This is a genomic window from Leclercia sp. M50 (genome assembly GCF_037150775.1).
Lineage (GTDB): Bacteria > Pseudomonadota > Gammaproteobacteria > Enterobacterales > Enterobacteriaceae > Enterobacter.
In genome coordinates this window covers 1-11,734 of the sequence record NZ_JBBCPK010000111.1, presented here as the reverse complement: position 1 = coordinate 11,734, position 11,734 = coordinate 1, and the positions used below count along the sequence as shown (strand labels likewise).

Sequence of the window (11,734 nt, the reverse complement as noted above, 5' to 3'; positions counted from 1 at the left end):
GAAAAAGCACGGTAAATCAGCGTAATACCCCCCTTTCGTAAGACGACCTGCCCCGTGCAGGTGTTTGCAGCTTTTCTGAAAAACATCCGGATACAGACTCTTACCCATTACATCCCGCCCGCCGCGCAACACACTTACCCGCTCGATTAAGGTAATAACAGGACCCGGAACGCGATGAAACAAAAAGCACTATGGATTAACCAGATAAAAGGACTCTGCATCTGCCTGGTGGTGATTTACCACTCGGTGATCACCTTTTATCCCCATCTCGTGGCGCTGCATGCTCCCCTTTCGGTGCTGCTCGCCAAATGTTGGGTAACGTTCAATCTCTATCTCGCCCCCTTCCGCATGCCGGTGTTCTTCTTTATTTCGGGGTATCTGGTCCGGCGCTACATTGACGAGGTCGACTGGAAAACCTGCCTGGACAAACGGCTCTGGAGCATTATCTGGGTGCTGGCGCTGTGGGGAGTATTACAGTGGCAGGCGTTGACCCATCTCAATGCGTGGCTGGCGCCGGAGCGGGATCTCAATACCGCGTCGAACGCCGCCTATGCCGACTCGCTGACCGGTTTTATCACCGGCATGCTCACTGCCAGCACCAGCCTGTGGTATCTCTACGCTCTGGTGGTCTATTTTACGCTCTGCAAGCTGCTGAGCCGCTGGCGGACGCCGCTGGTCGTGCTGCTGGCGCTCGCCAGCATCGCCATCAACTTTATGCCGCTGCCGTGGTGGGGGATGAACAGCGTGGTGCGTAATATGATCTATTACAGCCTCGGGGCCTGGTACGGCGTGCAGCTGATGGCGTGGATGCAAAGCCGGGTGTGGCGCCGTGACGCGCTGGCGGTAGCGGCGTTCGGGGCGGTCTCCGTCGTGCTGTGGTTCGTCGGGGTTCCCCTGCCGCTGTCGCTGCTGTCGATCCTGCTGATTATGGCCCTGTTCTACCGCCTGGAGCAGCGCTTCGCCGTTGGCCCTGACAATGTGCTGAACGTGGTTGGCTCCAATACCATTGCGATTTACACCACCCACCGCATTCTGATCGAAGGGGTCAGCCTGTTGATGATCCACCAGTTGAATGGCGGTACCTGGCCGGTGTGGGCAGAGCTGACGCTGGTGCTCTTCTACCCGTTTGCCAGCCTGCTGATCTGCACCCTGGTGGGGCTGGGGGCGCGTAACCTCTCCCGCGCGCTGGCCGGTGATATTTTCTTTACCCCACCCGCCCGGCTGACGCTGGTTCAGGCGACACGCTAGCGCGCCTGTGAGAGGGGGGCTTTGCGCTGCGTGCGGTTACGGTTTGCTAATGTAAAACGATCAAGGATAATAAAGACATTGTGTATCAGTGATATGCCCATACGAGATCCTGACAAAGCCATGCCTGAACAAAATCGTTTTTCCCTGCCCGTCAAAGCGGGCGACCAACGCCAGTTAGGTGAACTGACCGGGGCAGCCTGCGCCACGCTGGTGGCGGAAATTGCAGAGCGTCATCAGGGCCCGGTGGTACTGGTCGCGCCGGACATGCAAAACGCCCTGCGTCTGCATGATGAGATCCGCCAGTTCACCGATCAGCTGGTCACCAGCCTTGCCGACTGGGAGACGCTGCCTTACGACAGCTTCTCGCCGCACCAGGAGATCATCTCCTCGCGCCTCTCCACGCTGTATCAGCTGCCCTCCATGCAGCGCGGCGTGCTGATTGTGCCGGTCAATACCCTGATGCAGCGCGTCTGCCCGCACAGCTATCTGCACGGCCACGCGCTGGTGATGAAAAAAGGCCAGCGCCTCTCGAGGGACGGCCTGCGCGTGCAGCTCGACAGCGCGGGCTATCGCCATGTCGATCAGGTCATGGAGCACGGGGAGTACGCCACCCGCGGCGCGCTGCTCGACCTCTACCCTATGGGCAGTGAACAACCTTATCGTCTGGACTTTTTCGACGACGAAATCGACAGCCTGCGCCTGTTTGATGCCGATACCCAGCGCACGCTGGAGGAAGTGGAGGCCATCAACCTGCTGCCGGCCCACGAATTCCCGACCGACAAAACCGCTATTGAGCTCTTCCGCAGCCAGTGGCGCGATAAGTTTGACGTCAAGCGCGACGCCGAACATATCTACCAGCAGGTGAGCAAAGGCACCCTGCCGTCAGGGATCGAATACTGGCAGCCGCTGTTCTTCAGCGAGCCGCTGCCTGCCCTGTTCAGCTATTTCCCGGCCAGTACGCTGGTGCTCAACACCGGCGATCTGGAGACCAGCGCCAGCCGTTTCGAGAGTGAAACTCGCGCCCGCTTTGAAAACCGGGGGGTTGATCCGATGCGCCCGCTGCTGGAGCCCGAGCTGCTGTGGCTGCGCACCGATGAGCTTTTCAGCGAGCTGAAACGCTGGCCGCGCATGCAGCTCAAAACCGACAGCCTGCCGGAGAAAGCTGCCAATACCAACCTGGCCTACCAGCCGCTGCCGGACCTCGCGGTGCAGGCGCAGAACAAATCGCCGCTGGATAACCTGCGTAAGTTCCTCGAATCCTTTACCGGTCCGGTGATCTTCTCTGTGGAAAGCGAAGGGCGCCGTGAGGCGCTGGGCGAGCTGCTTGGCCGCATTAAGGTCGCACCGAAGCGGATCCTGCGCCTGGACGACGCCAGCGGCAACGGACGCTACCTGATGATCGGCGCCGCCGAACATGGGTTTATTGATACGCTCAATAATCTGGCGCTGATCTGCGAAAGCGATCTGCTGGGTGAGCGCGTGGCGCGCCGCCGTCAGGACAGCCGCCGTACCATCAACCCGGACACGCTGATCCGCAACCTGGCGGAGCTGCATCCCGGCCAGCCGATTGTCCATCTGGAGCATGGCGTAGGCCGTTACGCCGGGATGACCACCCTGGAAGCGGGCGGCATCAAGGGTGAATATCTGATGCTGCTGTACGCCAACGACGCCAAACTCTATGTGCCGGTGTCGTCCCTGCATCTGATCAGTCGCTACGCGGGCGGTGCGGAAGAGAATGCCCCGCTGCACAAGCTCGGCGGCGATGCGTGGGCGCGGGCACGGCAAAAAGCGGCGGAGAAAGTGCGCGACGTAGCCGCGGAGCTGCTGGATATCTATGCCCAGCGCGCGGCGAAGGCGGGCTATGCCTTCAAGCATGATAAAGAGCAGTATCAGCTCTTCTGCGACAGCTTCCCGTTTGAAACCACCCCGGATCAGGCCCAGGCGATTAACGCCGTGCTGAGCGACATGTGCCAGCCGCTGGCGATGGATCGTCTGGTCTGCGGCGATGTGGGCTTCGGTAAAACCGAAGTGGCGATGCGCGCCACCTTCCTGGCGGTGGAGAATAACAAGCAGGTGGCGGTGCTGGTGCCCACCACCCTGCTGGCGCAGCAGCACTACGACAACTTCCGCGACCGCTTTGCCAACTGGCCGGTGCGCATCGAGATGATGTCGCGTTTTCGCAGCGCCAAAGAGCAGGCGCAGATCCTGGAGCAGGCAAGCGAGGGCAAGATCGACATTCTGATCGGTACCCATAAACTGCTGCAGAGTGACGTGAAGTGGAAAGATCTGGGGCTCTTGATTGTCGACGAAGAGCACCGCTTCGGCGTGCGCCACAAGGAGCGCATCAAAGCGATGCGCGCCGATGTCGATATCCTGACCCTCACCGCCACGCCGATCCCGCGCACGTTAAATATGGCGATGAGCGGCATGCGCGATCTGTCGATTATCGCCACGCCACCTGCCCGCCGTCTGGCGGTGAAGACCTTTGTCCGTGAGTACGATAACCTGGTGGTGCGCGAGGCGATCCTGCGTGAAGTGCTGCGCGGCGGCCAGGTTTATTATCTCTACAACGATGTCGAGAATATCCAGAAAGCGGCGGACCGTCTGGCGGAGCTGGTGCCGGAAGCGCGTATTGCCATCGGCCACGGGCAGATGCGCGAGCGCGAGCTGGAACGGGTGATGAACGATTTCCATCACCAGCGCTTTAACGTGCTGGTCTGCACCACCATCATCGAAACCGGTATCGATATCCCTACCGCCAATACCATCATTATTGAGCGAGCGGATCACTTTGGCCTGGCCCAGCTCCACCAGCTGCGTGGCCGTGTCGGACGTTCGCACCATCAGGCCTATGCCTGGTTGATGACTCCACACCCGAAAGCGATGACCCCCGATGCGCAGAAGCGTCTCGAAGCCATCGCCTCGCTGGAAGATCTGGGCGCCGGTTTTGCGCTGGCCACCCACGACCTGGAGATCCGCGGCGCGGGCGAACTGCTTGGGGAAGATCAGAGCGGCTCGATGGAAACCATCGGTTTCTCGCTCTACATGGAGCTGCTGGAAAACGCCGTCGATGCCCTGAAGGCGGGGCGTGAGCCGTCGCTGGAAGATCTCACCAGCCAGCAAACGGAAGTGGAACTGCGGATGCCGTCCCTGCTGCCGGATGATTTTATCCCGGACGTTAACACCCGCCTGTCGTTCTACAAACGCATCGCCAGCGCCAAAGACGAAGCCAGTCTGGAAGAGATAAAAGTGGAGCTGATCGACCGCTTTGGCCTGCTGCCGGATGCAGCGCGTAACCTGCTGGATATCGCCCGTTTACGCCAGCAGGCGCAGAAGCTGGGGATCCGCAAGCTGGAGGGGAATGATAAAGGCGGCATGATTGAGTTTGCCGAGAAGAACCATGTCGATCCGATGTGGCTGATCGGCCTGCTGCAAAAACAGCCCCAGCACTTCCGGCTCGATGGACCGACGCGCCTGAAATTCACCCAGGATCTGGCGGAGCGCAAAACCCGCATGGACTGGGTACGTAACTTTATGCGTCAGCTTGAAGAGAATGCCGTAGCCTGACCCTGTGCCGGGCTACCATCGGGTTGCCCGGCATGATTTTCCCTGCGCAATTTACAACTCTTTGCAATCCCCCTGGACTTCCCGACACACTCATTCGCCATAATTATGAATTAACGTTCAGATAATAATAATCTTTATTGCTATGGATTCTGGTGATGATAAAAACGTCGCGTTTTACCCGTTGGATATCGGTGGTTGCGCTCCTCGCGACCGTAGCGCTTGCCCTGCCCGCCCAGGCGAATACCTGGCCCCTGCCCCCGGCGGGTAGTCGGCTGGTGGGCGAAAATCGTTTTCATGTAGTGGAAAACGATGGTGGTTCGCTGGAGGCGATTGCCAAAAAATATAACGTCGGTTTCCTGGCGCTGCTGCAGGCTAACCCGGGCGTCGATCCCTACGTCCCCCGTGCAGGCAGTGTTCTGACCATCCCGCTTCAGACCCTCCTCCCCGATGCCCCGCGGGAAGGGATTGTGATCAACCTGGCTGAACTGCGGCTCTACTATTATCCGCCGGGTAAAAACGAGGTCACGGTTTACCCCATCGGTATTGGTCAGCTGGGGGGCGATACCCTGACGCCAACCATGGTCACTACGGTGTCGGACAAACGCGCCAATCCGACCTGGACCCCAACCGCCAACATCCGCGCCCGCTATAAAGCCCAGGGTATCGATCTGCCAGCGGTGGTTCCCGCCGGACCGGATAACCCGATGGGTCATCACGCCATTCGCCTGGCGGCCTACGGTGGGGTCTATCTGCTGCACGGCACTAATGCCGATTTTGGCATCGGCATGCGCGTCAGCTCCGGCTGTATTCGCCTGCGGGACAATGACATCGAGACGTTGTTCCGTGTGATCCAGCCCGGTACCAAAGTGAATATCATGAACACGCCGATAAAGGTGTCAGAAGAGCCTGGCGGCGTGCACCTGGTGGAGGTACATCAGCCGCTGTCGAAAGCGCTGAATGACGATCCCCAGACCCTACCGATTGTCCTGAATGCTGCGCAGCAGGGCTTTAAAGCCAGCGCTGACGAGGTCGTTATGGAGCGCGCCATGGAAGCGCGTTCGGGTATGCCGGTAGATGTGACGCCTCACCCCGCTACCCAGGCGCTGTAGCCTTAACAGATAAAAAAAACGCTCTGCACAGGCAGAGCGTTTTTTTTCGCAGTGGCATTAATGAGGGTTAAGCCATGCTTATTTGTAGATCACTGCGGTACCGTGCAGGGTGTTCGGGCCGGTTACAGAAGTAATACGGAAAGATTTCGCCCCCATTTCATCCGCTTTTTGCGCTAACTGGCTTTCAAGAGAGCTCAGGTTAGTCCCGGCGTTCGCAGAGATGGTGCCCACCTTTTGTTGATCGGCAGGGGTAGACTGAACTTCAACCGCAGCGAAGCTGGCAAATGAGAGTGAGCTGAGTACTGCAGCGGCGATGATTGTTTTTACGTTTTTCATGATAAGGACCTTTTGCAAGTGAACGGGATGTCGTAAGCATTAACTTAACGATCGATAACAAAATGATAGATGTGATCTACATCACACGTCAATTTATTTTTATAACGATCATTAAAATAATTTTAAAAGCGTTTAAATTCATATTGATATGATGAATAAATTTTTATTCATGCGGCGCTGGCTGCGGAAAGGGATTATTTTTATAATGGTCGTTCAACAATCCAACAGAGGTACAACGGCTCATGACAACCGATGACACGCGTTGCGAAAAGAAAAGCCGTGGCCGACCAAAAGTGTTCGACAGGGAAGCGGCGCTGGACAAGGCCATGACGCTGTTCTGGCAGCATGGGTATGAAGCCACATCACTGGCTGACCTGGTTGCCGCGACGGGGGCGAAAGCGCCTACGCTGTATGCAGAATTTACCAATAAAGAGGGGCTGTTCCGGGCGGTGCTGGATCGCTATATCAGCCGTTTTGCCGCCCGCCATGAAGCGCAGCTGTTTTGCGAGGAGAAGCCCGTTGAACGTGCGCTGGAAGACTATTTCACCGCGGTGGCGACCTGCTTTACCAGCAAAGAGACCCCTGCGGGCTGTTTTATGATTAACACATCGGCCACGCTTGCAGCCTCTTCTGAAGAGATTGCCCATACGGTTAAATCTCGCCATGCCATGCAGGAAGAGACGCTGTGCCAGTTTTTACAGCAGCGTCAGCAGCGCGGTGAGATCCCGGCGCAGTGCGATCCGAAGAAACTTGCCCAATATCTGAGCTGCATTTTGCAGGGTATGTCCATCAGTGCCCGCGAAGGGGCCAGCCTGGAAAAACTGCTGACTGTCACCCAGATAACCCTGCGGTTATGGCCTGAACTGCTGAAAGTCTGATTTTCAGGGCGCTTTGCCGCCCTGCTCCCCCTTTTCTCGCCGCAGCTTCCGCTATACTTCGTAGAAAGATAGTTAAAAACTATCACCACGGCTTCACCGCTTGCTATGCTTAACCAGTGATTATTGATGTGCTAATGATTAGTTGCATTAGTTATGGTGAAGGCGTTCTGGCTATTCACATTCAGAAGGAGAATATAATGGTTTTGCTGTTACCTTTTTTTAAGGTGTTAATAGGCATTACATTGTTATTCGGTCTCTGGGTTTTATGTGGTGGGTCAGTTTTATTTGCTTTTCTTTCCGTCCTGATAACGGGATTTATGTTATTGCGCCAGTATAATGAATTCGACCTTTGACCCCGTCACCCAGCAGCATCTCCAGGAAAGACCTTACTTCTGGCGCAAGTCGCCCCGCTGTTAAGGTCTTTTTTATGCGCAAAAAAAGCTCCCCAGCCTGAGCGAATGGGGAGCTAAATGCAGAGAACAGATTTTTTTATGCTTTGTTATTCAGTACCAGCTGGCCGTCGCCATTAAGGGGGATCTGCGTGCCGGGATCTTTATCCATACGGATCTTGCCCTGCTGATCGCCAATTTTGTAGGTTACATCGTAGCCGAGCATTTTTTCTGACTTGTCATAGACCGTCTTACAGCGCTGCTCGGTGGTGGTGTAGGTATCACGCTCCTGCAGGGCACCCTGCGCCTGGTTCCCCGCGTAACCGCCACCCAGTGCGCCCACGACCGTCGCGACATCTTTACCCCGTCCGCCGCCAAACTGATGACCAATCACCCCACCGGCCACCGCACCCAGTACAGAACCGGCAATGCGGTTTTCATCCTGTACAGGACGGCGATGCGTTACGGTCACATTGCGGCACTCCTGACGCGGTGTTTTCACCGTCTCTTTAATAGGCGTAGCCGAAACCACCTGCGCATATTGTGGGCCACGATCAAAAACATTAAGACTGGCAACTGCCGCCACACCTAATGCGGCGACCACGCCAATCCCTATACCTGCCACCATGGATTTATTCATGTGACGTTCTCCTTTGTATTGCTATTGGTAACAATTCTGCGACTAAAGGTGTGTGCAGGCAAATCAGAGAAAGGATTAAAAATGTGGGAACAAGCGCAAAATGAGCCGGTTTAGGAGGACTCTTAGACCCTGTGAGGGCGATTTACAGAACGATATGCTGAAAAAGCCCCTTCGCGAGAGCGAAGGGGCAAAGGCATTAGTGCAGCTTCAGTCGCGGTCGGATGACGCGGTTGATGCTACCTACCAGCATCATCAGCCCGGTTTTGAAATAGCCGTGCAGCGCAATCTGGTGCATACGGTACAGCGAAATGTAGACGAAGCGGGCAATACGTCCTTCTACCATCATCGAACCGCGCATCAGATTACCCATCAGGCTACCGACGGTGGAGAAGTTCGAGAGCGACACCAGTGAACCATGATCTTTATAGACATAGTTCTTCAGAGGCTTGCCCTTCGCCTGCGCCAGAATATTGTGCAGCGCCAGGCTGGCCATCTGGTGTGCGGCCTGGGCACGCGGTGGCACGAACCCACCTTCCGGACGGGCACAGGAGGCGCAGTCGCCAATGGCAAAGATATCCGGGTCGCGGGTGGTTTGCAGCGTCGGCTCAACCACCAGCTGGTTAATGCGGTTGGTCTCCAGTCCGCCGATCTCTTTCATGAAATCAGGGGCTTTAATGCCTGCCGCCCAGACCATCAGATCGGCTTTGATATGTTCGCCATCTTTGGTGTTCAGACCCTGTTCATCGGCACTGGTGACCATCGTCTGAGTCAGAACACGCACGCGCAGTTTGGTCAGCTCGTTGTGCGCCGCGCCGGAGATACGCGGCGGCAGCGCAGGCAGAATACGTTCGCCCGCTTCCACCAGCGTCACGTTCAGCGCGTCGTTGGTTAAGCCTTTGTAGCCATAGCTGTGCAGCTGTTTCACCGCGTTGTGCAGCTCCGCAGAGAGTTCAACGCCCGTCGCGCCACCGCCGACGATAGCGATATTCACCTTGCCGCTTGCGCCGAGGTTATTGGAATACTTCAGGAACAGGTTCAGCATCTCCTGATGGAAACGACGCGCCTGATGCGGGTTATCCAGGAAGATGCAGTGCTCTTTCACGCCCGGCGTGTTGAAGTCGTTTGAGGTACTGCCCAGCGCCATCACCAGGGTGTCGTACGCCAGCTTACGCTCCGGTACCAGCAGTTCGCCCTTCTCGTCACGCAGCTCCGCCAGGGTAATGGTTTTGCTTTCACGGTTGATATCGACCACTGAACCCAACTGGAACTGGAACCCATGGTTGCGCGCATGCGCCAGATAGCTCAGCGCGTCAACGCCCTCATCCAGAGAACCGGTGGCAACTTCGTGCAGCAGCGGTTTCCACAGGTGGCTGTGGTTGCGATCGACCAGCGTCACTTTGGCTTTTTTGCCGCGTCCGAGCTTCTTGCCCAGCTGCGTAGCCAGCTCCAGCCCGCCTGCGCCGCCGCCCACAATCACTATCTTTTTCAATGGTGTAGTCAACGTGACCCCCTAAATTATTAACCAATTGTTAACTAAAAGTTATGATAATAACCTTTAATTAACAACAGGTTACAACACAGAAACCATCCAACGACCATGAGAATAACATGTTCGGTGCATTGGTCATACCAAAATTGATGTGCATCAAGTTTTGCCGCTTAAAATTCACCCAAGCTTAGCAAAAAGAAAGCCCGGCTCACGAAGGTGGCCGGGCCTGGTTGAAAAAATGAGCCTTATCCTAAGGTCTTGAACGCTTTGATCCGCTGCAGATGAGGGGCGATATTTTTGAACTTGTGGGTCTGCTCTTCATCCCAGACAATTTCGTAGTAGTGATGCAGCAGCTCCGCTGCCCGTGGGCTGTTGAGCGCCTCATCGTTGCGGGAGAGGATCACCAGGCAGCGATCGCGATTTTTCTCACGGAAATTGCTCACGCACTTGGTGGCGATATCAACATACTCTTCCGGCCTGTCGATTTTGCCTTCCATGTTCTCGTTCGGGAACAGGTTAGGATTGAACACCACCTGGCGAATATCACATAAGAACCCAATGCGCTCCGCCCAGTAACCCCCAAGGCCAACGCCACAAATCAACGGACGGTCATCAACGTTCAGTTGCAGCATTTTGTCCACTTCTTTCAGCAGATGCTGCATATCATGTTTCGGATGGCGCGTACTGTAGCTTATCAGCCGCACATCCGGATCGATAAACTGCAGTTGCAGGACCTTCTCGTGATTCCCGGGACTGTTCGAATCAAAACCGTGCAAATAGATGATCATCGTATCCTCGTCACACTACGCTTGTCAGGAGGGATCATTGCCCCGCTTTATGCGCTTCCCAGCGCTCATGAAGCGCTTCAAGTTGAGCATTGACGGCTTTCCAGCGTGCTGAATCCCGCAGTTCCTGACGGCTAAAAGAACCTTTATGATACAATTGTGTAACACGTTCAGCCTTGATCGGCGACAGGATATCTAACACGCTCACTGCGCCTTTACGATTATTGCAGACCAGGATCATATCGCAACCTGCATCCAGCGATGCCTGACCGCGTTCAGCGTAGCTGCCCATGATCGCCGCCCCTTCCATCGACAGATCGTCGGAAAAAATTACGCCGTTAAAACCGAGTTCCTGGCGCAGGACGGTTTTTAGCCAGTACGGCGAGCCGCTGGCCGGACGCGGATCGACGTCGGCATAGATCACGTGCGCTGGCATGATGGCATCAAGCTTATTGTCGCTGATAAGCGATTTAAAAATCGACATATCCCTGGTGCGGATCTCCGCCTGTGGCCGTGGGTCACGCGGGGTCTCTTTATGAGAATCTGCCGTAACGGCGCCATGACCCGGAAAGTGTTTCCCCGTGGTTTTCATCCCGGCTTCATGCATGCCGTCGATAAAGCGGGTCGCCATTTGCAGCGCCTTCTGCGGTTCGTCATGGTATGCACGCTCACCGATGGCGGCGCTGATATGGCCGACGTCCAGCACCGGGGCAAAGCTGATATCAATATCCATGGCGATCATCTCGCTTGCCATCAGCCAGCCCGCCTCCTGCGCCAGCTTGCCCCCCTCTTCCAGCCCGAGCAGCGCGGCAAACGACTGGGCAGCGGGCAGACGGGTAAAGCCGTCGCGGAATCGCTGCACGCGGCCTCCCTCCTGATCCACCGCCACCACCAGCCGGTGACGGGAGGCCTCCCGGATCTGGCGAACCAGCTCGCGCAGCTGCGCCGGATCGTGATAATTACGCGTAAACAGGATCAAGCCACCTACCAGCGGGTGCGCCAGAATTTCGCGCTCCTCCGCATCCAGCTCATAACCTTCCACATCCAACATGACCGGACCCACACGAACCTCTCTTATTCTGTTGTTTCTAACTGGCGCCAGATCTCATCGGCCAGCGTCATAAATTGTTTATCTTGTGATTGCTGCCAGCGTAGCTCAAACCAGCCTGCCATCAGCATCAGTACCCAGGGACGCCAGCGCTTCACCTGGCGTTGCAGCGGCGTCAGGTCAAGCTGAGCAGCATGGGCGTAAGCGGCGAGCAGCTGCTGACGCTCTGCGTCACTGTCCGTCCA

General features: G+C 56.4%; 9 protein-coding genes and 1 pseudogene. 4 read left to right on the top strand and 6 right to left on the bottom strand.

All coding sequences use genetic code 11. The features are described 5' to 3' along the window. Nucleotides 1–174: 174 nt before the first annotated feature. The 3 genes from WFM46_RS20215 (at nt 175) to ldtC (ending at nt 5,924) form a co-directional block, all read left to right on the top strand. On the top strand, nt 175–1,248 hold the full coding sequence (locus WFM46_RS20215; RefSeq protein ID WP_336998369.1) for an acyltransferase family protein: 1,074 nt from the start codon (nt 175–177) through the stop codon (nt 1,246–1,248). 120 nt (nt 1,249–1,368) lie between these two features. Then, complete coding sequence (mfd, locus tag WFM46_RS20210; RefSeq protein ID WP_336998368.1) at nt 1,369–4,815, top strand: transcription-repair coupling factor; 3,447 nt, start codon at nt 1,369–1,371, stop codon at nt 4,813–4,815. Between the two features lie 155 nt (nt 4,816–4,970). Continuing rightward, nucleotides 4,971–5,924: a L,D-transpeptidase LdtC gene (ldtC, locus tag WFM46_RS20205; protein ID WP_442913473.1), complete on the top strand. Its 954-nt coding sequence runs from the start codon at nt 4,971–4,973 to the stop codon at nt 5,922–5,924. Between the two features lie 78 nt (nt 5,925–6,002). On the opposite strand, the gene bhsA is transcribed toward ldtC, so the two are convergent. After that, nucleotides 6,003–6,260, bottom strand: coding sequence for a multiple stress resistance protein BhsA (gene bhsA, locus WFM46_RS20200; protein WP_103179112.1), 258 nt, complete (start codon nt 6,258–6,260; stop codon nt 6,003–6,005). A gap of 242 nt (nt 6,261–6,502) precedes the next feature. Here bhsA and WFM46_RS20195 point away from each other — a divergent pair, with 242 nt between their 5' ends. Further along, nucleotides 6,503–7,138: a TetR/AcrR family transcriptional regulator gene (locus WFM46_RS20195; RefSeq protein WP_156654288.1), complete on the top strand. Its 636-nt coding sequence runs from the start codon at nt 6,503–6,505 to the stop codon at nt 7,136–7,138. Nucleotides 7,139–7,627: 489 nt separating this feature from the next. Here the strand turns inward: WFM46_RS20195 and WFM46_RS20190 are convergent, their stop codons facing one another. The 5 genes and pseudogenes from WFM46_RS20190 to thiK form a co-directional block, all read right to left on the bottom strand. Continuing rightward, nucleotides 7,628–8,167, bottom strand: a complete 540-nt coding sequence (locus WFM46_RS20190) for a glycine zipper 2TM domain-containing protein (protein ID WP_103179110.1) — start codon at nt 8,165–8,167, stop codon at nt 7,628–7,630. Between the two features lie 196 nt (nt 8,168–8,363). After that, nucleotides 8,364–9,668 carry an NAD(P)/FAD-dependent oxidoreductase gene (locus tag WFM46_RS20185; protein ID WP_336998366.1) on the bottom strand — a complete coding sequence of 435 codons (1,305 nt, stop codon included), beginning with the start codon at nt 9,666–9,668 and terminating at the stop codon, nt 8,364–8,366. Nucleotides 9,669–9,901: 233 nt separating this feature from the next. Further along, nucleotides 9,902–10,444 (bottom strand): alpha/beta hydrolase YcfP, encoded by a 543-nt coding sequence (ycfP, locus tag WFM46_RS20180; protein ID WP_032617568.1) that lies wholly within the window; start codon nt 10,442–10,444, stop codon nt 9,902–9,904. 34 nt (nt 10,445–10,478) lie between these two features. Next, on the bottom strand, nt 10,479–11,504 hold the full coding sequence (nagZ, locus tag WFM46_RS20175; protein WP_336998365.1) for a beta-N-acetylhexosaminidase: 1,026 nt from the start codon (nt 11,502–11,504) through the stop codon (nt 10,479–10,481). An 11-nt stretch (nt 11,505–11,515) separates the two neighbouring features. Then, a pseudogene (gene thiK, locus WFM46_RS20170) lies at nt 11,516–11,734 on the bottom strand (thiamine kinase); the annotation flags it as partial.

What these genes read in the sequence shown, in the direction of transcription:
- mfd (WP_336998368.1), top strand. Translation starts at nt 1,369, where the DNA reads ATGCCTGAACAAAATCGTTTTTCCCTGCCCGTCAAAGCGGGCGACCAA.
- WFM46_RS20190 (WP_103179110.1), bottom strand. Translation starts at nt 8,167, where the DNA reads ATGAATAAATCCATGGTGGCAGGTATAGGGATTGGCGTGGTCGCCGCA.
- bhsA (WP_103179112.1), bottom strand. Translation starts at nt 6,260, where the DNA reads ATGAAAAACGTAAAAACAATCATCGCCGCTGCAGTACTCAGCTCACTC.
- ycfP (WP_032617568.1), bottom strand. Translation starts at nt 10,444, where the DNA reads ATGATCATCTATTTGCACGGTTTTGATTCGAACAGTCCCGGGAATCAC.
- WFM46_RS20195 (WP_156654288.1), top strand. Translation starts at nt 6,503, where the DNA reads ATGACAACCGATGACACGCGTTGCGAAAAGAAAAGCCGTGGCCGACCA.
- ldtC (WP_442913473.1), top strand. Translation starts at nt 4,971, where the DNA reads ATGATAAAAACGTCGCGTTTTACCCGTTGGATATCGGTGGTTGCGCTC.
- WFM46_RS20215 (WP_336998369.1), top strand. Translation starts at nt 175, where the DNA reads ATGAAACAAAAAGCACTATGGATTAACCAGATAAAAGGACTCTGCATC.